Source organism: Synechococcus sp. A18-25c, from assembly GCF_014280035.1.
GTDB lineage: Bacteria > Cyanobacteriota > Cyanobacteriia > PCC-6307 > Cyanobiaceae > Synechococcus_C.
This window is the reverse complement of record NZ_CP047957.1, coordinates 606,750-627,640: the sequence shown is the minus strand read 5'-3', so window position 1 is coordinate 627,640 and position 20,891 is coordinate 606,750. Positions and strand designations below refer to the sequence as shown.

General features: G+C 60.3%; 23 protein-coding genes. 14 read left to right on the top strand and 9 right to left on the bottom strand.

What is annotated here, in order from left to right; genetic code table 11:
• Positions 1-60: 60 nt before the first annotated feature.
• Positions 61-1,176 carry a metallophosphoesterase gene (locus tag SynA1825c_RS03265; RefSeq protein ID WP_186470263.1) on the top strand — a complete coding sequence of 372 codons (1,116 nt, stop codon included), beginning with the start codon at positions 61-63 and terminating at the stop codon, positions 1,174-1,176.
• Between the two features lie 50 nt (positions 1,177-1,226).
• Here the strand turns inward: SynA1825c_RS03265 and psbA are convergent, their stop codons facing one another.
• Positions 1,227-2,306, bottom strand: a complete 1,080-nt coding sequence (psbA, locus tag SynA1825c_RS03260) for a photosystem II q(b) protein (protein WP_006040880.1) — start codon at positions 2,304-2,306, stop codon at positions 1,227-1,229.
• Between the two features lie 425 nt (positions 2,307-2,731).
• Between psbA and SynA1825c_RS03255 the strand changes: the two genes are divergently transcribed.
• From SynA1825c_RS03255 to SynA1825c_RS03245, 3 genes are all read left to right on the top strand, one after another.
• Complete coding sequence (locus tag SynA1825c_RS03255) at positions 2,732-3,043, top strand: hypothetical protein (RefSeq protein ID WP_222930024.1); 312 nt, start codon at positions 2,732-2,734, stop codon at positions 3,041-3,043.
• Positions 3,040-3,528 (top strand): hypothetical protein, encoded by a 489-nt coding sequence (locus SynA1825c_RS03250; protein WP_255478439.1) that lies wholly within the window; start codon positions 3,040-3,042, stop codon positions 3,526-3,528. The genes SynA1825c_RS03255 and SynA1825c_RS03250 overlap by 4 nt, the downstream gene beginning before the upstream one ends.
• 107 nt (positions 3,529-3,635) lie before the next feature.
• Complete coding sequence (locus SynA1825c_RS03245) at positions 3,636-4,004, top strand: hypothetical protein (RefSeq protein WP_186470261.1); 369 nt, start codon at positions 3,636-3,638, stop codon at positions 4,002-4,004.
• Here SynA1825c_RS03245 and SynA1825c_RS03240 read toward each other — a convergent pair.
• The gene (locus SynA1825c_RS03240) at positions 4,001-4,930 is read right to left on the bottom strand and encodes an aspartoacylase (RefSeq protein WP_186470260.1); all 930 of its coding nucleotides are present in this window, start codon (positions 4,928-4,930) and stop codon (positions 4,001-4,003) included. The two genes, SynA1825c_RS03245 and SynA1825c_RS03240, sit on opposite strands and share 4 nt — an antisense overlap.
• A 55-nt stretch (positions 4,931-4,985) precedes the next feature.
• On the opposite strand from SynA1825c_RS03240, the gene SynA1825c_RS03235 reads away from it, so the two are divergent.
• Genes SynA1825c_RS03235 through SynA1825c_RS03225 form a run of 3 tightly spaced genes read left to right on the top strand, consistent with a single transcriptional unit; the run spans position 4,986 to position 8,517 of the window.
• Positions 4,986-5,975, top strand: a complete 990-nt coding sequence (locus SynA1825c_RS03235) for a glutathione S-transferase C-terminal domain-containing protein (RefSeq protein ID WP_186470259.1) — start codon at positions 4,986-4,988, stop codon at positions 5,973-5,975.
• Positions 5,972-6,610, top strand: coding sequence for a DUF2301 domain-containing membrane protein (locus SynA1825c_RS03230; RefSeq protein ID WP_186470258.1), 639 nt, complete (start codon positions 5,972-5,974; stop codon positions 6,608-6,610). Before SynA1825c_RS03235 ends, SynA1825c_RS03230 begins: the two co-directional genes overlap by 4 nt.
• Positions 6,607-8,517, top strand: coding sequence for an ABC-F family ATP-binding cassette domain-containing protein (locus tag SynA1825c_RS03225; protein WP_186470257.1), 1,911 nt, complete (start codon positions 6,607-6,609; stop codon positions 8,515-8,517). Before SynA1825c_RS03230 ends, SynA1825c_RS03225 begins: the two co-directional genes overlap by 4 nt.
• Here the strand turns inward: SynA1825c_RS03225 and SynA1825c_RS03220 are convergent.
• On the bottom strand, positions 8,498-8,995 hold the full coding sequence (locus SynA1825c_RS03220) for a hypothetical protein (protein WP_186470256.1): 498 nt from the start codon (positions 8,993-8,995) through the stop codon (positions 8,498-8,500). The genes SynA1825c_RS03225 and SynA1825c_RS03220 overlap by 20 nt on opposite strands.
• A 156-nt stretch (positions 8,996-9,151) precedes the next feature.
• Here SynA1825c_RS03220 and SynA1825c_RS03215 point away from each other — a divergent pair, with 156 nt between their 5' ends.
• Entirely contained in the window at positions 9,152-9,370 is a 219-nt protein-coding gene (locus tag SynA1825c_RS03215; RefSeq protein WP_186470255.1) for a CP12 domain-containing protein, read from the top strand.
• A gap of 70 nt (positions 9,371-9,440) precedes the next feature.
• Here SynA1825c_RS03215 and SynA1825c_RS03210 read toward each other — a convergent pair whose 3' ends face one another.
• Both SynA1825c_RS03210 and obgE read right to left on the bottom strand, forming a co-directional pair.
• A complete protein-coding gene (locus SynA1825c_RS03210) occupies positions 9,441-9,623 on the bottom strand; it encodes a hypothetical protein (protein ID WP_186470254.1) in 183 nt (60 codons plus the stop codon).
• Positions 9,624-9,713: 90 nt separating this feature from the next.
• Positions 9,714-10,703, bottom strand: a complete 990-nt coding sequence (gene obgE / locus SynA1825c_RS03205; RefSeq protein ID WP_186470986.1) for a GTPase ObgE — start codon at positions 10,701-10,703, stop codon at positions 9,714-9,716.
• Positions 10,704-10,763: 60 nt separating this feature from the next.
• On the opposite strand from obgE, the gene SynA1825c_RS03200 reads away from it, so the two are divergent.
• A complete protein-coding gene (locus tag SynA1825c_RS03200; protein WP_186470253.1) occupies positions 10,764-11,996 on the top strand; it encodes an ABC transporter ATP-binding protein in 1,233 nt (410 codons plus the stop codon).
• Between the two features lie 25 nt (positions 11,997-12,021).
• On the opposite strand, the gene SynA1825c_RS03195 is transcribed toward SynA1825c_RS03200, so the two are convergent.
• The 4 genes from SynA1825c_RS03195 to SynA1825c_RS03180 all read right to left on the bottom strand — a co-directional run bounded on the left by SynA1825c_RS03195 (position 12,022) and on the right by SynA1825c_RS03180 (position 16,982).
• Complete coding sequence (locus tag SynA1825c_RS03195; protein WP_186470252.1) at positions 12,022-14,400, bottom strand: endonuclease MutS2; 2,379 nt, start codon at positions 14,398-14,400, stop codon at positions 12,022-12,024.
• The gene (locus SynA1825c_RS03190; protein WP_186470251.1) at positions 14,400-14,798 is read right to left on the bottom strand and encodes a VOC family protein; all 399 of its coding nucleotides are present in this window, start codon (positions 14,796-14,798) and stop codon (positions 14,400-14,402) included. Before SynA1825c_RS03190 ends, SynA1825c_RS03195 begins: the two co-directional genes overlap by 1 nt.
• A gap of 131 nt (positions 14,799-14,929) precedes the next feature.
• A complete protein-coding gene (gene hemB / locus SynA1825c_RS03185; protein WP_186470250.1) occupies positions 14,930-15,925 on the bottom strand; it encodes a porphobilinogen synthase in 996 nt (331 codons plus the stop codon).
• A 55-nt stretch (positions 15,926-15,980) separates the two neighbouring features.
• A complete protein-coding gene (locus tag SynA1825c_RS03180) occupies positions 15,981-16,982 on the bottom strand; it encodes a DnaJ C-terminal domain-containing protein (RefSeq protein WP_186470249.1) in 1,002 nt (333 codons plus the stop codon).
• 118 nt (positions 16,983-17,100) lie between these two features.
• Between SynA1825c_RS03180 and SynA1825c_RS03175 the strand changes: the two genes are divergently transcribed.
• The 5 genes from SynA1825c_RS03175 (at position 17,101) to fldA (ending at position 20,877) form a co-directional block, all read left to right on the top strand.
• Positions 17,101-17,469: a hypothetical protein gene (locus SynA1825c_RS03175; protein ID WP_186470248.1), complete on the top strand. Its 369-nt coding sequence runs from the start codon at positions 17,101-17,103 to the stop codon at positions 17,467-17,469.
• A 4-nt stretch (positions 17,470-17,473) separates the two neighbouring features.
• A complete protein-coding gene (locus SynA1825c_RS03170) occupies positions 17,474-19,114 on the top strand; it encodes a SulP family inorganic anion transporter (RefSeq protein WP_186470247.1) in 1,641 nt (546 codons plus the stop codon).
• Between the two features lie 50 nt (positions 19,115-19,164).
• Entirely contained in the window at positions 19,165-19,647 is a 483-nt protein-coding gene (locus tag SynA1825c_RS03165; protein WP_186470246.1) for a TerB family tellurite resistance protein, read from the top strand.
• Between the two features lie 382 nt (positions 19,648-20,029).
• Positions 20,030-20,215 (top strand): hypothetical protein, encoded by a 186-nt coding sequence (locus SynA1825c_RS03160; RefSeq protein ID WP_186470245.1) that lies wholly within the window; start codon positions 20,030-20,032, stop codon positions 20,213-20,215.
• A gap of 152 nt (positions 20,216-20,367) precedes the next feature.
• Positions 20,368-20,877: a flavodoxin FldA gene (gene fldA, locus SynA1825c_RS03155; protein ID WP_186470244.1), complete on the top strand. Its 510-nt coding sequence runs from the start codon at positions 20,368-20,370 to the stop codon at positions 20,875-20,877.
• Positions 20,878-20,891 lie beyond the last annotated feature (14 nt).

The window sequence follows — 20,891 nt, the reverse complement described above, 5'->3', positions numbered from 1 at the left end:
TCGTGTTCAGCTTCAGTCTCAGCTGATGGCATGGGCTGCATTCAGGCATAAGCTCAGCCGATGAAGCAGCCCGGACGGCGAGACTTTCTGCGGCTCATGGCCGGCGCCGCTGCGTCGGGCTCGGCCTTGGAGCTCCTGTTGAGACAAGGGGTTTCGCAACCACATCTTTCCGAACCAACCAGCCCTCCCCAACTCCAAGCAGAGCGCCTCAGGATTGGGCTGATCAGCGATCTCAACAGCTCGTACGGCAGCACCAGCTATGGCGCCAGCGTTGGACGAGGCGTGAACCTTCTGTTGCAGCAGAAGCCCGACCTGGTGATTTGCGCCGGAGACATGGTCGCGGGCCAAAAAACATCGCTCTCCGACCACCAGCTCGCAGCGATGTGGGAAGGCTTTGAGACCTTCGTGCGACGGCCACTGCAGGAGGCTGGCATTCCCCTACTTCCAGCGATGGGAAATCACGACGCATCAAGTCAACGATCTCAAGGCCGCTGGATCTATGCGCGGGAGCGGCAGCAGGCCTCACTGTTTTGGAACAAGCATCAGCAGGAGCTGCCATCAGGGCTCACGGCAGGGGAGAACTTTCCATTTCAGTACGCCTGGCATGAACCAGGTCTTTTTCTCGTCGTGATGGATGCCTCATCCGCAACTGTGAGCAGTGCTCAGCGGCAATGGCTTTCCCGCACGTTGAAGTCACCGCAGCGTCAGAGCGATGACCTTTGCCTTGTTGTGGGCCATCTCCCCATAACGGCCTTTAGCCAGGGCCGGGCACGCGCTGGCGAATGCATCTTCAACGCCGCATCGCTGGCTGCTGAGCTACGCGAAGCCGGGGTGGATCTCGTGATCTCGGGTCATCACCATGCCTGGTATCCCGCTGAGGCTCTGGGGCTTCGACTGCTGAGCCTTGGCGCGATGGGCAGCGGACCGCGGCGACTGATCGGCAGCAGCGTCACCTCACCGGCCTCGCTCACATTGCTGGATTGGTCTCCTTCCGATCAATCGGTCTCCGAAAGAACGCTAAACCTCAACAGCTTCTCTGAGATGCAAATAGATCTGCTCCCAACAACCATTGTTGCGCCTGGTTTTGCCGAGGCCCGTCGACGCAGCACCCAGTGGGAGCGTCCTCAACGCGGTTCAGTCGTTCAACGCATCAGCCAACAAAAAGCCCCCTCGTGAGAGGGGGCTTTCCGATTCAACCGAAGCTGAATCTTTTGCAGACTTCAGCCTCAGCCGATGGCGGGAGCTTGCAGAGCCACAGGAGTGGACTCAGCAGCAGCCAGGTCGAGGGGGAAGTTGTGAGCGTTGCGCTCGTGCATCACTTCCATGCCGAGGTTGGCGCGGTTCAGCACATCAGCCCAGGTGTTCAGGACGCGGCCCTGACCATCAAGGATGGACTGGTTGAAGTTGAAACCGTTCAGGTTGAAAGCCATGGTGCTGACGCCCAGGGCAGTGAACCAGATGCCGACAACGGGCCAGGCAGCCAGGAAGAAGTGCAGGCTGCGGCTGTTGTTGAAGGAGGCGTATTGGAAGATCAGGCGACCGAAGTAACCGTGGGCAGCCACGATGTTGTAGGTCTCTTCCTCTTGGCCGAACTTGTAACCGTAGTTCTGGGACTCGCTCTCGGTGGTTTCACGCACCAAGGAGGAGGTCACCAGGGAACCGTGCATGGCGGAGAACAGGGATCCACCGAACACACCTGCGACGCCCATCATGTGGAAGGGGTGCATCAGGATGTTGTGCTCAGCCTGGAACACCAACATGAAGTTGAAGGTGCCAGAGATGCCCAGGGGCATGCCGTCAGAGAAGGAACCCTGACCGAAGGGGTACACCAGGAACACGGCGGAGGCAGCAGCCACAGGTGCGCTGTAAGCAACGCAGATCCAGGGGCGCATGCCGAGGCGGTAGGAGAGTTCCCACTCGCGGCCCATGTAGCAGAAGATGCCGATCAGGAAGTGGAAGACAACCAGCTGGTAAGGACCGCCGTTGTACAGCCACTCGTCGAGAGAGGCAGCTTCCCAGATGGGATAGAAGTGAAGGCCGATGGCGTTCGAGGAGGGCACAACAGCACCGGAGATGATGTTGTTGCCATAGATCAGGGAGCCAGCAACGGGCTCACGGATGCCGTCGATGTCGACGGGGGGTGCTGCGATGAACGCAACGATGAAGCAGGTGGTGGCAGCCAGCAGGGTGGGGATCATCAGCACACCGAACCAGCCCACATACAGGCGGTTGTTGGTGGAGGTGACCCACTCGCAGAAGGACTGCCAGCCATTGGCGCCGGAGCGCTGCTGAATGGTGGTGGTCATGAGAACGGGAAAGAATGTCTCCGAAGAGACGGGTTATGGAAGGGCAGGAAGCCCTGCCAAGCCAGAGTGTAAAGCAACATTGCGCAACGTGTAGGCACGTTCATGAAGCTGACATGAAGAACCGTTGAGCTGGTGGTTCATAAAACGACGAAACGAGCAAATCGGCTAAAGGATCACTTAAGATTCTCGGATCGTGTCTCATGAGACGCCAGTGGTTTTGATTCGATGGTTAATCTCGGGCCAACGGCTTGAAGAGACCGTGCCAACCGAGCATGCGCGCCATCGGCGTCATGAACTCGAAGCCCAGGGTGCTGTTGTGTATTGGAGCGAACGACTGGCCGAACAGCGCTAAACGCCCAGACTGGTGAGCATCGACCACTGGGGTTATGCATCTCTTCAGAGCGTCCGTCACGCGATCTCTGGTGATGGCCTCTTTCGTTCTGATGGCAGGGGCCTTGCTGGGAGCCTGTCAGCCGAAATCAAGCCAATCTTCGTCGTCATCACAAAGCAACGGCGGTGAAATCAACCGCCTGCAAACTCGACTGGAGCAACTGGAGCGACAGGTGAGTGCCCTGAGTCGTAGCGACGACGCCGGCGACCGTATCCCTCCAGGACCCATTCAATCGATCACCTTCCGCAGCGGCACCGCAGACGATCGCGTCAGGATCTATTGGGAAAACGGCACCGTGAGCGATCTGCCCTGCACCCTCGAGCAAGGAACGTGGGCGTGCGGATGAGTAACAGCCTGGTCGAGGTCGACTCTCGACCTCTGAAACAGCCAGGTCAAGATGTGCCGTTTCTGGCCCAAGTCAACACACCATCCCAACGGCAAGGCCAAGCTGACGTGGCCTCCGCTCTTCGGATTGTCCGACTGCTGAGCGTCATCACAGGCTTGCTGTTCACGATGGGGCCGACGCCACCCGTGCGTGCAGAACCCTCGATGCCCATGGCTCAACCCCACGCCGCGAATCTGGCAAGGATGCGCGCAGAATCCCTCAACGGAGGACTGACGTCCTATCGAGCTGCAGGCTGCATGTACGAAACGGGAGCACGCGCCTGTCTTGTCTCGAGCACCAGCGAAAGCTTCACCTTCCGATTCCGTGGGGGGGCGCCGGGATGGGAACAGCAGAAGCCACCCAAGCCCAGCCTCGAGACCACTGTGGTCGTCTCCAAAGACGGCACCAGAATCCTGGCGGTTCCCTACAACGGCCCAATTCGATGAGGTGAGGTGACTGGCGCCTCTTGATCCAGGGACTACGACTGATTTGTTGACAGAGACAACTTCAATGTCTCCGAAATGTCTCTGATGGAGAGGTCTTCTTTAAGACCATGAACGTCTCCACCTTGACCGCTCTGGCGTTAATCGCCGGAACAGGATCCCTCGCCTTATCACCGGTGAAGGGTCAAGAAGCTGTGCCTGCAGCGCAGGTGCGTGCGATCAACCTGGCTCGCAATACCGCTGTTGCCGAAAACGGTGGATTGAGCATCTATCGCCCCCAACCGTGCATGCTCGAGACCAGCTCCGGGGGTGGGGATTGCCTCCTTCAGAACGATCCAAGCGGTTACACGTTTCAGTTTCTAGGTGGGGCCCCTGGCTGGCCTGAGGACGGCAGTGATGCCACCACCGAAACCGAGATTCAGATTTCACCGGATGGCCGGACGGTCGACAGCATCCTCTACAACGGCTCACCCCGCTAATCCATACTCAGCAATGATCGGAGTCCCTTGTCCCAGTCTGGTGACAAGGGCCAGCATTCACGGCAAGTGAGACTGAAGGCGATCGCTTTTTCGGCATAGGCCGCCTCATTGATAAAGACCGGCACGGCGCCTTGAGGACCATCGAAAGGGACGATCGTGTTGTCGGCTGTGATGAACAACGGATCGCCCCTACGCAGAGGCACCCAGTCACTATTTTGAAACTGGGGATGGATGAGGGCTGATGCACCACCGTCATTCCCCCTTGGCAGATCAATGCTGCCGAGATGACGATGAACCACGAGCTGTTCGGGATAGCGGGCTGACCCGTCGATCACCGCGGCCAGCGCCTCCAAGCAGGCCTGAAGCCCGCGCCTGGTCTGGTCGACGATGTCGTGGCGTCGCACGTTCTGAGGCACTGGGCCCACCTCAAGCACCAAGCCAAAGGGCCAGCGTTCCACCAGGAATCCCTGCTGCGCCGCATCTGCTTCGTGGAGATAGACGGGCAAACCAAGATGGGCTTGAACGAGAGCCGCCAGTGCCAAATCAGCCGGCCGGCGTCCGTACACCACCATGCAGTTGCCCATGGCGGCTGTGGTGCTGTGCAGATCAATGACGCAATCACAGGGGGTCTGGCCGTGCGGTCCAAACGCTTCCAATAGCTCATGAGCACGCCGCATCTCCTGATCCGCTTGATCGGGGTCCTCTCTGACGCGTTCGAGAAGGTCGGGACGGAAGGAGCGGTTGAGATCCCGGTCGCGATACCGACGCCCATCAGCACGGGCACCGGGATTGCCGATGATGGTCTCCACCTGGCAACCGCAGCTGTCGATCAGAGATGGATTGCTGGTCCATTGCTCTAGCAACCAGGGGCCATTGATCTCATTGCCGTGGGTGCCCGCCACCACCAGCACTCGGGGCTTTGCCATCACAACGCTGCACTCGCCGTCAGCCTGGCGGACAATGCAACGAAACGGAACTGAGATGTCAATCCCTCCGCTGGTGGTGCGCAGCGTCCGACAGGGCTGGCAGTGGCAATGGAGGCAATTGATGGGCGGCCTCGGCCCGGCCGACAGCCAAGGCAACTATCAGCGCCCCGAGAGCCAACCGATGCAAACCGAAGTTCTCGATGCTGACGATTTGCAGCGACGTGAACCGGCATGGCAGCCAAGACTGATCATCGGTCGCAGCTGCCCCTGGGCCCATCGGGTGTGGCTGATGGTGCAACTGCGCGGTCTGACCGATTCAATCCAAGTGCTCATGGCCACAGCAGATCACAACGAAGGGCGATGGCGGCTGGAGCCCAGCTGGCTGGACTGTTCAAGCCTGTTGGAGCTTTATCGGTACTGCGGCGCCGAACCAAGCCTGCGGGCCACGGTTCCCGTGCTGGTGGACCCCGGTGCTGGACCAGAGAGCCAAGCCAGGCTTCTGGGCAATGACAGCAGCCCTCTGAGTGCTGCGCTGAACCGCTGGCCAGCCGCAGCAGGTGCGCCGGATTTGTCACCGCCGCACCTGAAAGACGCCATCGAGCGATGGCAGACCTTGCTGCAACCCGCGGTCAATGACGGGGTCTACCGCTGCGGCTTCGCCAGAACGCAGGCGGCCTACGACCGAGCCAGCTCCGCCCTGTTCGAAGCCCTGCAGCACACCGAAGTGGCGTTGCGTCGAACAGGGCCATGGCTGTGCGGGGAGGTCCTAACCCTTGCGGATGTGCGCCTTTTTCCGACCTTGATTCGCTGGGAAAGTGTGTACGCCCCCTTGTTCGGCTGTAGTGCCCAGCCGCTGTGGATGTTCCCAGCACTATGGACCTGGAGACAGCGGTTCCTCAACCTGCCGGGAGTGGCCTCCACTTGTGATGCCGCGGCCTGGCGTCATGACTACTTCGGCGCCCTGTTCCCGCTCCATCCCGGGGGGATCGTCCCGGATGGACCGAGCTTGAGCACACTGGTGAATCAACCAGTCCCGCAGCCATGACCATGGCCGATCCCCAGTTCGACGGTGTGTACGGGCCGTTCACAATCACCGCCTCGGATCGTGCGGAGGTACAGCGCTACCGGTTCTGCCTGCTCATCAGCGGCATCGCCATGACCGCAGGCCTTCTCCATTGGTGGCTGATCGGCAGCCAGTGGGCCTGGGTCTGGCTAATGCCGCTCTGCATCGGGCTTGGCTTGGCCTTGCAGTGGATTCATATCTACCTGCGCCCACTGCATCAAGCGCTGCAACTCTTTTGGTTGATGGGCTGCCTGGGGTGGTTGGTGCTGATGTGGAAGGTCTCACCGGGCCAAGCCCTCCAGACCCTTGGCCTCAATCCCCTTTGGATTCTGGCCGTCGGCCCCCTGTTCGCGGCATTGACCGGCATTGGGTTCAAAGAATTTTTCTGCTTCAGACGCCCGGAAGCTGTTGGCCTCACCCTGTTGCTGCCGATCGCCCTTCTGGGCCGGTTAACGGGCCTGGTCGGCACCAGCAGCTGCATGGGGCTAATGCTCATTGCCGCCCTGCTGCTCCTGGTGCTGTCGATGCGCAAATTCGGCATGGACGCAGCGGCCGACGTGGGAGACAAGAGCGTGTTTGCTTATCTGGACGCCCAGCGCCAAGTCGCCAACCCGTGAGTCTGATCAGCCTGGTTGATGCCTCCAAGGATTTCGGCATCCGAACCCTGTTCGAGGACCTCACGCTCCACATCCGTGACAATGACCGCGTGGGACTGATCGGTCCCAACGGTGCCGGTAAATCCACCCTGCTGCGGGTGTTGTCGGGCAAGGAACCCCTAGGGGGTGGAGAACGTCGCTGCTCATCGCGGCTGCGCGTGGAACTGGTCGGTCAGGACAGCGTTGTGGAGCCAGGCCTAACAGTGCTGGAACAGGTGCTCGCCGGCTGTGGAGAAAAGCGTGAGCTGCTGCTGCGATTCAGTGCGGTGTCGGAGGCCGTGGCCCGTGATCCCGAGAACGCGGTGGCGATGAAGGAGCTCGGCGCCCTGAGCGAGCGCATGGATGAAGAGGGTGCCTGGGGATTGGAGCAACAGTGCCAAGAGGTGTTGCAACGCCTGGGCATTAGTGATCTGCATCGACCAGTGGAGGATCTGTCCGGGGGGTATCGCAAACGCGTTGGGCTGGCCTCGGCCCTCGTGGCCAGCCCGGATGTGCTCTTGCTCGATGAACCGACAAACCACCTCGACGCCGCTGCTGTGGAGTGGCTGCAGAGCTGGCTGGATCGCTACCCCGGAGCGGTGGTGCTGGTCACCCACGACCGCTACGTGCTCGACCGGGTGACACGACGGATTGTGGAGGTGAACCGCGGTCAGGCCACCAGCATCGAGGGCAACTACAGCACCTATCTCCAACGCAAGGCGGAGCAGGAGGTGGCCGACGCAGCGGAAGCCGCACGCTTCAAAAGCGTGATGCGCCGGGAGCTGGCCTGGCTGCGGCAAGGCCCTAAGGCACGCAGCACCAAGCAAAAAGCCCGGATCCAGCGGATCGAGGCCATGCGCGAAGCGCCGGTGAAACAGGGTCGTGCCCAGCTGGAGATGAGCAGTGTGAGCCGCCGGATCGGCAAGCTCGCCATCGAAGCGGAACAGCTGATGGTCACGGCCGACGGCACCCCGGACGGCCCAGTGCTGCTTCAGGATTTCACCTACAGCTTCAGCCCAGAGGATCGCGTCGGAATCATCGGCCCCAACGGCAGCGGCAAGTCCACCCTGCTGGACCTGATCGCGGGACGACGCGACGTCACCGGCGGCAGCCTGCGCCTTGGTGAGACCGTTCACCTGGGCTATCTCGATCAACACACCGATGCACTCACCGAAGGTCGTGGGCTGGAACGCAAGGTGATCGAATTCATCGAAGAGGCCGCATCCAGGATTGACCTTGGTGGGGAACAGTTGAGCGCCTCTCAGTTGCTGGAGCGCTTCCTCTTCCCCCCCGCCCAGCAGCACAGCCCCCTCAGCAAGTTGTCGGGTGGAGAGCGCCGGCGTCTGAGCCTCTGCCGGATGTTGATTCAGGCGCCGAATGTGCTCCTGCTGGATGAACCCACGAACGACCTTGATGTGCAAACTCTGAGCGTCCTAGAAGACCTACTCGAAGACTTCCGTGGCTGTGTGGTGGTGGTGTCACACGACCGCTACTTCCTAGATCGCACGGTCGATCGCCTTTTCTGCTTCGAGGCTGGACGACTGGAACGCTTCGAAGGCAACTACAGCGCGTTCCTGGATTACCGACGCGAGCTGGAGAAAGCGGCTGCGGACCAAGCCAATCGCAGCCGAACGAATGTGGCCGGCAAGAAAAAAGCTTCTCCGAAACCCAGCGATGGCCCACGACGGCGCAGTTTCAAGGAGTCCAAGGAGCTGGAATCACTGGAACGCGAGCTGCCCCAGATGGAGCAACGCAAAACAGAACTTGCGCAGGCCATCGCCTCAGGGACAGGCGATCTGACAAGCCTCAGTCAGGAGTTGGCCACTCTGCTGGAGACGCTGAACAACAGCGAGGAACGCTGGCTTGAGCTCAGTGAACTGGCTCCCTGAGCGAGCGTCGACGGCGACGCGGATGGAGCAGTTCATCCACTGCTGGCGCTGTTGGGTGATCACCCTCCGCCATGGAAGGGATCGGGCAGCTCAGGCAGGCCGGCTCCTCACTGATCCAGGGAGCCGGCCTGACCGACCGGCCTGACGCTTCGGCCAGTTTCATCGCCGTTGGCCGGTAATCCGAGGCAGAACGATGGAGCGCCATCTGGTCACCCATCCGGCGCAGATAGAGGTCATGCGACCAGAGCACCTGGTTGTGCTCAAAGGCTTCGCAAGCCGCCTGCACGGACTTGAACCGCTGGCTCACCAGTCCCGACGGCGCGCATTGCTTCCACTCGAGCACATCTTGAAAGCTCAGACCAGTGCGCCACTGGCGTTGTTCAGAGAGGTAGCAAAACGTTTCCGGACCATTAATCCAGAACATCCGCCCTTCATCATCCATGAAATGACGCCCCTGACGATGTCGGATCCTGACCATGACCACCAGCCCACTCTTCTTTGCTGGTAGCTGAGGTCACCAAAATGCTGCAACGGTGTTGTTACGGAAACCAGCGGTTCGGCGTGGGTGCTGGCAGCCCCGTTCGACAGCCGTAAGGTGAAGAGGTTGACATCGGCTTGGACACGCCGCGTTGCCATGAAATCGATCGACGAACACATCAAGAAAGACCTGACCGATCTTGAAGCGGCTAAAGCCGAGGGCAACGACGCCAAAATTCGCCATATCAGCGAAGAGCTGGAGTCTCTTCAGGATTACAAGAAAGAGCATCCCGGCGACAGCCACGACCCCACTCCCCTGGAGCTCTACTGCGAAGCGAATCCTGATGCCGATGAGTGCCGCGTCTACGACGACTGAGCGGTCTTTGGCCTCTGCGTTGGATCACTCAAAAGCGGGGCTAAGGCCCCGCTTTTTGATGGCCAAGCCATCACTGCTCCTCATCAAATTCTGCGGGACTGCCGGTCAGCGTGCAGACGACAGCTTCTTCAGGCTTCATGGCGTGCACCGTTGCAATGGGGCGGCCCCGGCGACGAAGAGCCTCAATCTGAGCAGGCGTCTGACAACGGGCGATCAGTTGACCATGGTTGTCGAAACAAGTGAAGAAAGTCATGAGACGTTCTCGCGGTGCTTCTGTTATCGCCACGGCCAGCACCCGACACAAGTGCAAATGTGCCCACGCCCATAAACAGGCGCGAGGGGCTCAGACCCCCAGTTCGGCCCACACCCGGTTCAACAGAGCCTCCAGCCCCTGCCCCATCGCCGCAGAGATCAGAAGAGGCTTTTGGCCGCTGGCCTGCTCCAGCTGCGCCGACAGCTCTTCGCGACCAGCGTCATCCAGCAGCTCCAGCTTGTTGACCACCAGCATGCGCTCACGATCCACCAGACCATGGCCATAGGCCTCGAGCTCTCGCTCCACCACACGCAGATCACCGAGGGGATCCTCAGCACCACCATCCACCACATGAATCAACAGCCGTGTGCGCTCGATGTGGCGGAGAAAATCATGCCCTAGTCCGGCGCCTTGCGCGGCACCGGCAATCAGCCCCGGGATGTCAGCAAACACTGTGCCATCCCCGGTGGGCCGTCGCACCACACCCAGATTGGGCACCAACGTGGTGAAGGGGTAATCGGCAATCTTTGGACGTGCCGCTGACAGCACGCTGATCAGAGTGCTTTTGCCCGCATTGGGCAAGCCGATGATGCCGACCTCCGCGAGGAGCTTGAGCTCGAGCTGCAGCGGCCATTCCTCACCATCGCGCCCCTCCGTGCACTTCTCCGGAGCACGGTTGCGATTGCTCAGATAGTGGGCATTGCCAAGACCGCCTCGCCCCCCAAAGGCGACGGTGAGCTGTTCACCCACTGACGTGAGATCCCCCAACAGGATGCCGGTGGAGAGGTGTCTCACCTCGGTGCCACAGGGAACAGGGATGACCAAATTTTGGCCCGATGCCCCTGTGCAGCGATTGGGGCCACCACGACGACCATCAGTGGCAGCGAACAAGCGCTTGTATTTGAAATCCAGCAGGGTCTGAAGGTTGGAATCCGCCTCCAGCACCACATGAGCGCCATGGCCGCCGTCACCGCCAGAGGGGCCCCCTGCGGGTACGTACTTCTCACGCCGAAAGGCCACGATGCCGTCGCCGCCACGGCCGCCCCTCACGGTGATTCGCGCCTGGTCGATGAACTGCACGAAATGCCTCGGTCGTGGCCAACCACCAACCCTAGGATCGCGAGGCACGGGAGATTGAGCTTGGCCGGCGTTCGCTTTGAAGCGCTCAGCAAGAGCTACCCAGCACGCGGTGGTGAAGGCCCCGTCGAGGTGATCAAAGACCTGTCTCTCGCCGTCGATGATGGCGAATTCCTGGTGCTCGTCGGCCCCTCCGGATGCGGCAAGAGCACCCTGCTGCGTTTGATGGCCGGACTGGAAGCGCCAAGTTCCGGAGAGATCTGGGTCGGCAATCAGGCTGTCAGCCAGCTGCGTCCCGCCAAGCGCAACGTGGCCATGGTGTTCCAGAGCTATGCGCTCTACCCACACCTGAGCGTGCGCGACAACTTGGGCTTCGGACTGCGGCGCAGCCGTCAGCGATCCACCGTCGACCAACTGCAGGATCAGCTGCATCGCAGCACACGCTGGCTCCCCGAGCGACTGCAATACAACTCCCAACGGGAAGCCAGGGTTGAGCATCGAGTGCAGGAAGTGGCCGCCGCACTCGAACTGGACCGTCTCCTGGATCGACGTCCCAAAGAGTTGTCAGGCGGGCAGAAGCAGCGGGTGGCCCTGGGCCGGGCCATGGCCCGGCAACCGGCGGTGTTTCTGATGGATGAGCCCCTCAGCAATCTCGACGCCAAATTGCGCGGATCCACGCGCAAACAGATCGTGGAACTGCAGCGCCAGCTGGGCACCACCACCCTCTACGTGACCCACGATCAGGTGGAGGCGATGACCATGGGGCATCGGATCGCAGTGCTGAACCAAGGGGAGCTGCAGCAGCTGGGGACACCGATGGAGCTCTACCAATGGCCAGCCAATCTGTTCGTCGCCCAGTTCATGGGCAGTCCTCCGATGAATGTGCTTCCCGTGCAGGTGGGGCCAAGCCAGACGCTCATGCTCGGAGAGCGTCGCCTCAGTGTGGAAGGCCCCTTGGCCGATGCATTGGACCCCTTGGAAGGTCAGCAGCTCAGTGGGGGGATCCGCGCTGAACAACTGCGGGTGGCTCCTGCCACCAACCGCAATCTGCCAGCAGAGGTAAGCCACAGCGAAGTGCTGGGCAACGAACAACTGGTTACCTGCCGGTTGCTCAACGGCAACCACTTGGTGCAGGTGAGAGCCGAACCCGGCCTCGATGCCGTGCCTGGGGCTCTCATCCACCTTGAGCCGGATCCGCGCGGATGGCGTTTGTTCGATCAGCAAGGAAGCGCGATCAGCCCCGTGGCGGCCAGCCGCCTGAACGATGACGAGCCGGTTCTGCCCAAACTGAGCTGAACCATGCTGAATTGAACGACTGAACTCAGCGCACCCAGATCACACTGCAGCCGGCGCCACCATCCCCCTGATCGGCATCCACGACCCGGTCGATGTAGTTCAAGGATCCAAGCCAGTCGCGTAGCCCACGCTTCAGGCGTCCTGTGCCGATGCCGTGAATCACCCAGACGGGTCCATTGGCTCCACGCAGCACGTCTTCAACTGCGGCCTCGGCCTCGTGCACGCGCATGCCACGCACATCAACGGTGTTACGCGCGGTGCGCACCCCTGCCGAACCACTGCCCCGACGAGCCTTGACCTGCACCACAGGTGCCTGGGGCGGCTCAGGCTTGCGCCCATCCAAACTTTCCACCGCCGACAGCTCCACGGTGCTGCGCATCACGCCACAACGCACCTGAAGTTGCAGACCATCGTCCGAAACCGCTAGCACCTCAGCTGCTTTCCCCAGGGCGAGCAGACGAATGCGGTCTCCGACCTGGGGGCGCCAACCCTGATGATTTCGGCGCTCTGGGGTCGAGCGATGACGATCTTCGAGCTTGCGCAAGCGCTGCCCTGCTTTGCGTGCGGTCTCACCATCTGCTTGATCATCACGCAGGCGACGAATTAGCTGGCGCACCTCTTTCTGGCCAGCACGGATGGAGGTCTCCAGCCGTTGCCGCCCCTGTTCCTGACGTTCTGCGGAATGACGCTTCTGCGTCTCCCAACGCTGAAGAAGCTCCTCATGCAACAACTCGGTACGAGCCAGCAGGGCTGCGGCATCTTCAGCGGCAGCTTGTTGGCGCTGCCGTTGTTCCTCCAGGCCCTGGATGACAGAGTTGGCCTCACCCTCTCCTCCAGGTGACAACAGGCTGCGGGCCTGTTCGATCACGCCCGTCTCCAGGCCCAGACGGGTGGCGATCGCCAAGGCATTGCTGCGTCCAGGGATCCCCCACAACAAGTGATAAGTCGGAGACAGGGTCTCGCTGTCGAACGCAACAGACGCATTTTCAAAGCGCGGGTCGCTGTATTTGAGGGCCTTGAGCTCCCCGAAATGCGTGGTTGCCACGGTGAGCCGCGCCCGATCCGCCAGGGTGCGGAGCAGGGCTGTCGCCAAAGCCGTGCCCTCGCTGGGATCCGTTCCTGCACCCACTTCGTCCAACAGCACCAAGGCCGGTGCTGGACCGGAATCCACGTCAGCGAGGATGCGCCCAATGCGTTTCACATGGCCACTGAAGGTGGAAAGGCTTTGCTGCAGGGACTGTTCATCCCCGATGTCAGCCAGCACTTGGGCGCACCAGGGGAGCGTCGGGATCCCACCACAGGGGAGCCAGAGGCCGGCACGGGCCATGAGTGCCGCAAGGCCTAGGCTTTTGAGGGTGACAGTTTTCCCGCCCGTATTGGGACCGGTGATCGCCACCACCCGCAGGGAACTGGAGACGTCCACACTGACCGGCACAACGGCAGGTCCCTGTTCTTTTCGCTCTTGCCACACCAGCAGGGGGTGGCGGAGGTCCTTGAGTGCGAATGGCGCATTCTCTGAGGCCTCCAGGCGGGGAGGCACAGCGCCGAGCCACTGGCCATAGCGACCGCGCGACAGTGCCAAATCCAGCTCAAGCAACACCACCATCAGCGCCTGCAGCCCATCCACCTGCTCAGCCACAGCAGCACTCAGCTCCGCCAACACCCGCTGCTCTTCCTCGCGAATGCGGCCATCAAGATCGGCCAGTCGGTTCCCCAAATCGATCACCGATTTGGGTTCCACAAACACCGTGCTTCCGGAGGCGGAGCTGTCATGAACCATGCCGGGACACTGACCTCCGGCGCCAGCTTTCACCGCCAGCACGGGGCGACCATGGCGCTCCGCAATCACCGTGTCCTGCAGATGGGACGCCCAGCGCCGGATGATCTCCTGCAACTTGTCGCGACGCCGGGCGCGCAGCTCCTGCCACTGCCGTCGATGGCCCTCAAGCAACGCACTGGCGCGATCGGCAACGCGCCCCCCGTCTTCGATCGCGAATTTAAGGCGCTGTTCAAGCTCCGGCAGTGTGGCCACATCCACCAGCAGTGCGGTGCAGTGCGGGCGCAAGTCCGGATCATCAATCTGACGGCGCAAGCGCCTAGCCGCCCCGAGGGTCTCAGCCACCGCCAGCAAGTCCTCACCGGAGGCGGTCCCCCCCTTGCTGCAGCGCAGCAGGATCGGGTCCAGATCACTGACGCCCTGGAAACTGAGTCCGCCTTCCAGCAGACCATCCAGCGCGGCCATTTCCAGCGTTCTGGCTTGAAGCAGCAGGCTGGCGGGCAGCGACTCCGGCAGGGAACCAACACGACAGGCGCGACGGCCTTGGACCGTGCTGGCGAAACTGGACAGGTGATCACACAGCCGCGGCCACTCGAGCAGCTCCAGGGTTTCCTCGAAAGCAGACATCAACCGGTCGTCGTCCCGCCTGGCTGATTGGATGGAATCCCTCCAGGCGGTTCGTAGAGCATCTCCAACCAGTTGCCCTCTGGGTCACGCAAATAAAACGATGCCGTTCCATCGCGATGGTCGTGCACACCACCCACCGCCACACCGGAGGCCTTCAGGCGTGCATGCACAACATCCACCTCTGCGCGGTCGCGGAAGTGAAAGGCGAAATGCGGTCCGGCAGCCTTGTAGTTCGGCCCTAGCAGGGCCAGACCGTCCCTTGAGTCTCCTGCTTCGAGGTAGCACCAGTCGTCGGCCTCCCACACCATGCGCATGCCGAGATCGGTGTAGAAGCCGACGGCTCGTTCCATGTCGTTGACGCGGATGGCGACATGACCCAGGCGCTGCACCGCAGACATGAATGAGCTCTCCAGATCGGCTCATTCTGTAGTGCGCTTGATCCTGAACGAGAGATGAGCCCAGCGAGACCATCCATGTCAGCGACTGGGCCGAGGCTCCAGCGTTCAAGCCGTCGGCAGCAGAATCACCCCTACTTCAACCACTCCGCCGCATCACACGCGTGATACGTGAGGATCAGATCCGCTCCAGCCCGCTTAAAGCTGAGCAGTGTTTCCAGCACAACCGCGCGCTCATCGATCCAACCACGCTCCGCTGCGGCCTTCACCATCGAATACTCACCACTGACGTTGTAAGCAGCAATCGGCAGGTCGGACTCCTCCCGCAAGCGATGAATGATGTCGAGATAGGCCAGTCCAGGCTTCACCATCATGATGTCGGCACCCTCCTGCTCATCCAGCTGGGCTTCCGTGATGGCCTCCCTGGCATTGGCGGGATCCATCTGATATGTGTCCTTGTTCTTAGGGATGGGCTTGCTGCCGGCAGCGCGGGGGGCTGAGTCGAGCGCCTCGCGAAAGGGGCCGTAGTAGGCCGAGGAGTATTTCGCGGTGTAGCTGATGATGCCCACATGCTCGAAGCCCTCGTCATCGAGCGCTTCACGGATCGCACCGACCCGCCCATCCATCATGTCGCTAGGGCCAATCAGATCCGCACCAGCACGGGCCTGCATAACCGCCTGCTTGCAAAGCAGCTCGATGGTTTCATCGTTGAGCACCACCCCTTGCTCACTAACGATGCCATCGTGTCCGTCGCAGGAATAAGGATCAAGGGCGACATCGGTCATGATCGCCATCTCAGGAAGCTCTTGCTTCAGCTGGCGGATGGCTCGAGGAATCAGGCCATCCTCGTTAAAGCACTCAGCACCGTCTTCGGTTTTGAGTTCTTCAGCCACCTTGGGGAAGAGCACCACGCAACGGATGCCGAGATCCCAGGCCCGCTTGACCTCCCCGGTGAGGTTCTCAAGGCTCCAGCGATTAGCACCCGGCATGGCACCGATCGGCTGCACATCGGCGCCCTCATGCACGAAGAGGGGGTAGATGAAATCAGCAGGAGACAGACCCGTCTCCCTGACCATGGCACGCAACGCCGGTGAACGGCGCAGGCGGCGAGGGCGATAGGTGATGTCCATCAACGGGCGTGGCTCAATGGAGGGCGATCGTAGGCGTCAAACCCTGCCTTTCCTGTCAGAGGCGGGCCTTCTGTAGCCAGTCTCCACGCGGATCTTCATGGCGTGCTCCCCGCAGCTGTTCCAACAGAGTTCGCTGTTCTTCAGACCACTCACTCGGCCAGCGCAGGCTGAGGCTGAGCAGCAAATCGCCACGACCCGATTTCACCGGCCAACCCTTGCCTTTCAAACGAAGGCTGCGTCCGGGTGCTGTCCCTGCAGGGATCGACACCTCGGCTTCCCCATCGGGAGTCATCACTGTCACCGTGCCACCGAGCGCCAACTCATCGAGAGACACGGGCAATTCGGCGCGGAGCTGATCACCATCAAGACGCCACACTGGATGGGCTTGCACGTCGAGATTGAGATAGAGGTCACCGCGACGCCCGGTCCCTGGCTGCAGATTGCCTTTCCCCTTCAAACGCAGACGAGATCCAGTCTTGACGCCGGCTGGAATGCGCACCTGCACGCGCTCACCGTTCACCGACAAGGTTCTCTCAGCTCCGCGGAAGGCCTCACCGAAGCTCATTTTCACGCTGGTTTCAGCATCGAGATTGACGGGAGCCCGTGACGCGCTGCGGGGAAACCCACCCCCTCCGAAACCACCACCAGGGAAGCCTCCCCCCGGAAACCCTCCGCCAGCAAAGCCACCGGGTGCGCCGCCGAACCCACCGCCGCCAGGCCCACCAAAACGACCCAGCAAATCATTGATGAAGTCATCGAAATTGCCATACCGACCGAAATCGACGTCGAAACCACCCGGCCCTGCTCCAGCTCCACCTCCTGCCTGATTCCAGTACTGGCCAAACTGCTCGTATCGACGGCGCTTGTCCGGATCCGAAAGCACCTCGTAGGCCTCACTGATCTCCTTGAACTTCGCTTCCGCTGCCTTATCGCCGGGGTTCACATCAGGGTGGTACTGACGCGCGAGCTTGCGAAACGCGCGCTTGATCGCATCGGCATCGGCACCGCGGTCCACTCCCAGCACCTTGAAGTAGTCGCGGTAGCCACTGCCGGCCATGGTGATCGTTCAGCCCCGAGGGCTCCACATGATCCCCAGTGTCCCAGTTCCGTCCGGGGTTCGGCACCGAAGCAGGAGTCGGGATGCCCGTACGTCGCACCACACGTACATTTCGGCCATGGTCAGATTTCTTCTGTTGGCGGCCCTTGCTGGCGGCAGCTCAGTTGTGTTGAGTAGCGAGGCCGTAAACGCCGCACCGGATCCGACGGCACTCGCGGATTACCTCAGGGCTTCCAAGGTCCTCTATTACGGCTCCTGGCGCTGCTCGGCCTGTCAATACCAAGGTCGCCTGTTCGGGGATGCCGTGAACCGACTTCCGTATGTGGAATGCGCCAAGCCCGATGAGTTCCCGATTCAGGCCGCTGCCTGTCAGACCGCTGAAATCCGTGCATATCCCACCTGGATCCTGCCGAACGGTGATCGTCGTGTCGGCGTGCAATCGCTTGAGGAACTGCAGCGCTGGTCAGGCATGAGTGCGAACCCTTAACGCCATGCCCTTGCGCCGGCCCGCCCTCTTCGTTGGCTTCAGTCGACAGCATTGGCGAGGTGATCTGACCGGAGGACTCACCGCCGCCGTTGTGGCCTTGCCGCTGGCGTTGGCCTTTGGCAATGCAGCTCTCGGGCCCGGAGGGGCCATCTATGGCCTGTATGGGGCGATCATCACTGGCTTTCTGGCCGCCTTGTTCGGAGGCACACCGGCCCAGGTGAGTGGACCGACCGGCCCGATGAGCGTCACTGTTGCCGGGGTGGTGAGCACGCTTGCGGCCATTGGTGCCAGTCGAGATCTGGCAGATGGCGACATGCTGCCCCTGGTCATGGCGGCCGTGGTGATTGGCGGACTGCTACAGATCCTGATGGGCGTTCTCAGGCTGGGGCGCTACATCACGATGGTTCCCTATTCGGTGGTCTCCGGCTTCATGTCGGGGATCGGAGTGATCATCCTCACCCTGCAGATCGGACCCTTGCTGGGGATCAACAGCCGGGGCGGAGTGCTGCAATCGCTGCAGATGGTGATCCGTGATTTTGAGCCGAATCCCGCGGCTCTCATCGTTGGCCTGGTGACCCTTCTGGTGGTGTTCACCACTCCACGGCGGATCAGCCAATGGATTCCGTCACCCCTGCTGGCGCTCGTTTTGATCACTCCGCTGTCTCTGCTGGTCTTTCCAGAAGGACTGGCCCGCATCGGCTCCATCCCCGGGGGTGGCCTGAGCTTCAACCTTCCGAACTGGCAGGAACAGTGGCCACTCCTGCTTCGAGCAGGCCTTGTGCTGGCCGTGCTGGGTGCGATCGACTCCTTGTTGACCTCCCTGGTCGCGGACAACATCAGCCACACTCGCCATCGCTCCAACCGTGAGCTGGTGGGTCAAGGCATCGCCAACACGGTTGCTGGACTGTTCAACGGACTCCCTGGGGCTGGAGCCACGATGCGAACAGTGATCAACATCCAGTCCGGAGGACGCACACCCCTCTCCGGCATGACCCATTCGATCGTTTTGCTGTTGCTTCTGCTGGGTGCAGGCCCGCTAGCAGCAGGCATCCCCACGGCCTTGCTGGCGGGAATCCTGATCAAAGTGGGACTCGACATCATCGATTGGGGTTTCCTGCGCCGAGCCCATCGCCTGTCCAAGAAAACAGCGCTGGTGATGTGGAGCGTTCTGTTAATGACGGTGTTCTGGGACCTGATTGGTGCCGTTGTCGTTGGCATGTTTGTGGCCAACCTGCTCACGATCGAATCAATCACCGACCATCAGCTAGGCAGCATGGACACCGGCACGGCTCACCTGTCCACACAGGAACAGCAGCTCCTGGAGCGCTGCGGCGACGACTTGATCCTGTTCCACCTGCACGGGCCGTTGAGTTTCGGTGCTGCGAAGGGGATCAGTGAACGGATGATGCTGGTGCGGCAATACCGAATCCTGTTGCTCGACATCACCGATGTGCCACACCTCGGCGTCACGGCAAGCCTCGCGATCGAACGCATGGTGGAAGAAGCGCAGGAAAACAATCGACGGGTGCTCGTCACGGGCGCTAAGGGCAAGGTCAAACGACGCCTGGCGCAGTTCGGCATCCACGAGCTGGTGGATGAGCGCTTGGATGCTCTTCAACAGGCTGCCAACTGGCTGAACGGTTGATCCATAGGCCATTGGCTGCAGACTCAGGAAGACAGGATGATCAGCTCTCCATGACGCGTGCTTCCAACCATTCGACCCTGCTGCTGATTGCCCAGGTGATCGCTCTCAGCGATGGCTCGATCTCGCAGGAGGAAGAGCACCTCATCATGGAACTGCCAAAACGACTGGGGATCGAGGCGGAAGCAGGGAGCGACCGCCAAGCGCTGCCGAGCCTGTCGTCACTGGCCCAACAACTCTCCACAGCTGGAGACCGATGCCTGGCCGCTCGGATTGCCGGCCTGGTGGCAGGTGTGTCCAGAAACCCTGGCGACCAACAAGACATCAATGCTCTGGAGCGCACCGCGTACCGAGAATTGATCGCAGCACTTGGCTTAGAAACCAGCGAGCTGGAAGAAATTGAATGGAGCGTTCGCCAAGAGCTCAGCCAGGAGAAAAGCCTGCTTCAGCGCATCGGAGACGCCCTATTCGGCCAAGGAGCATGGCCTGATCCACAAACCGTGAAACCCGGCCCAGATATTCCTGGATTGGGCTAACACTGAAACAAATCAAACTCTCCTGACATCAGAATCCCAGACAAATCACCAATTAGAGAGCAAAAAGCAGAACACGAACCATGGATCCTGATGCCAGAGTTTTGATCATTAGCCAACTGTTAGTGATCATCGTTCCAACTACAACCCTGATAGGAGTATGGTTTTGGCTACTGAGATCAAGCCCCAAAAGACGACAACATCCGCACACATCAAATCAAATCAAAAATTCAAAAAGCCAAATCAACAAAGGCTAAGCGACACGGAAGCAGCACAAAAGCAGACGCACAAGAGCACGGCAAAGCGAACCAAATTTTCCGCACAAAGGACACTTACGACACCAGCAGAAGCCTAAGAGCACACAGACTCCTGTCTGGATGACGGCATGCTGGAGCAAAGTCTTCCTAAACCGATGCCACTAGCCGGAAGAGAAATACTCGAATCCTTCATTGATCACATCGAAGCGGATGGAATCAAGAGAAAGCACTGGCTTTCACGCGTTCGAGAGGTGGGCTTTGATCAGGCACTATCGGAGTACAGCGCCATCAAACGCAATCACGAAAAAAGATGAAAGCTCACGGCAACCAGCGAAAGGAGTATCTCAACGCGAGCAAGATTGTATCAACCTTACAAACCCTTGTAATACCTACAACACAGGATGAAGTCATAAGCCATCCACCCACGGAAGAGGCTCAATAAGAATAAGAAAGATTTACATCACACATGGCATTTACAATCTTCTTCGCTACCTCCACAGGAAAAACCGAGGATGTAGCTGACCGCTTAAAAGAATTAATTCCAGGCACGGAGGCCAAAGACGTAGACAACATCAGCTCAATCGATGAGCTGGTCAACGCAGAACAACTAATCTGCTGCATTCCCACATGGAACACGGGATCCGATGAAGCACGCTCTGGAACAGCATGGGATGACCTGATTCAAGAGATTCCAGACAAAGACTTTGCAGGAAAAGCTGTTGCCATCGTTGGCCTAGGAGATTCCTCAGGCTATGGCGATTACTTTTGTGATGCCATGGAAGAGCTCTACACAGCTTTCTTGCAATCAGGGGCAAAATTAATCGGGAAAGTCCCTACAGAAGGCTACACTTTTGACGAATCGAAAAGCGTGATCGATGGCAAGTTTTGCGGGCTGGCTATCGATGAGGACAACGAGTCGGAACTCACAGATCAGCGCCTAAGTGCATGGATCCAGCAGATCAACTCCGAAGCCTAAAAACAGACTCCCTC

Coding starts and splice junctions, on each gene's coding strand:
- SynA1825c_RS03265 (WP_186470263.1), top strand. CDS start 61: ATGAAGCAGCCCGGACGGCGAGACTTTCTGCGGCTCATGGCCGGCGCC.
- psbA (WP_006040880.1), bottom strand. CDS start 2,306: ATGACCACCACCATTCAGCAGCGCTCCGGCGCCAATGGCTGGCAGTCC.
- SynA1825c_RS03255 (WP_222930024.1), top strand. CDS start 2,732: ATGGCCTCTTTCGTTCTGATGGCAGGGGCCTTGCTGGGAGCCTGTCAG.
- SynA1825c_RS03250 (WP_255478439.1), top strand. CDS start 3,040: ATGAGTAACAGCCTGGTCGAGGTCGACTCTCGACCTCTGAAACAGCCA.
- SynA1825c_RS03245 (WP_186470261.1), top strand. CDS start 3,636: ATGAACGTCTCCACCTTGACCGCTCTGGCGTTAATCGCCGGAACAGGA.
- SynA1825c_RS03240 (WP_186470260.1), bottom strand. CDS start 4,930: ATGGCAAAGCCCCGAGTGCTGGTGGTGGCGGGCACCCACGGCAATGAG.
- SynA1825c_RS03235 (WP_186470259.1), top strand. CDS start 4,986: ATGTCAATCCCTCCGCTGGTGGTGCGCAGCGTCCGACAGGGCTGGCAG.
- SynA1825c_RS03230 (WP_186470258.1), top strand. CDS start 5,972: ATGACCATGGCCGATCCCCAGTTCGACGGTGTGTACGGGCCGTTCACA.
- SynA1825c_RS03220 (WP_186470256.1), bottom strand. CDS start 8,995: ATGGTCAGGATCCGACATCGTCAGGGGCGTCATTTCATGGATGATGAA.
- SynA1825c_RS03215 (WP_186470255.1), top strand. CDS start 9,152: ATGAAATCGATCGACGAACACATCAAGAAAGACCTGACCGATCTTGAA.
- SynA1825c_RS03210 (WP_186470254.1), bottom strand. CDS start 9,623: ATGACTTTCTTCACTTGTTTCGACAACCATGGTCAACTGATCGCCCGT.
- SynA1825c_RS03195 (WP_186470252.1), bottom strand. CDS start 14,400: ATGTCTGCTTTCGAGGAAACCCTGGAGCTGCTCGAGTGGCCGCGGCTG.
- SynA1825c_RS03190 (WP_186470251.1), bottom strand. CDS start 14,798: ATGTCTGCGGTGCAGCGCCTGGGTCATGTCGCCATCCGCGTCAACGAC.
- hemB (WP_186470250.1), bottom strand. CDS start 15,925: ATGGACATCACCTATCGCCCTCGCCGCCTGCGCCGTTCACCGGCGTTG.
- SynA1825c_RS03180 (WP_186470249.1), bottom strand. CDS start 16,982: ATGGCCGGCAGTGGCTACCGCGACTACTTCAAGGTGCTGGGAGTGGAC.
- SynA1825c_RS03175 (WP_186470248.1), top strand. CDS start 17,101: ATGGTCAGATTTCTTCTGTTGGCGGCCCTTGCTGGCGGCAGCTCAGTT.
- SynA1825c_RS03170 (WP_186470247.1), top strand. CDS start 17,474: ATGCCCTTGCGCCGGCCCGCCCTCTTCGTTGGCTTCAGTCGACAGCAT.
- SynA1825c_RS03165 (WP_186470246.1), top strand. CDS start 19,165: ATGACGCGTGCTTCCAACCATTCGACCCTGCTGCTGATTGCCCAGGTG.
- SynA1825c_RS03160 (WP_186470245.1), top strand. CDS start 20,030: ATGCTGGAGCAAAGTCTTCCTAAACCGATGCCACTAGCCGGAAGAGAA.
- fldA (WP_186470244.1), top strand. CDS start 20,368: ATGGCATTTACAATCTTCTTCGCTACCTCCACAGGAAAAACCGAGGAT.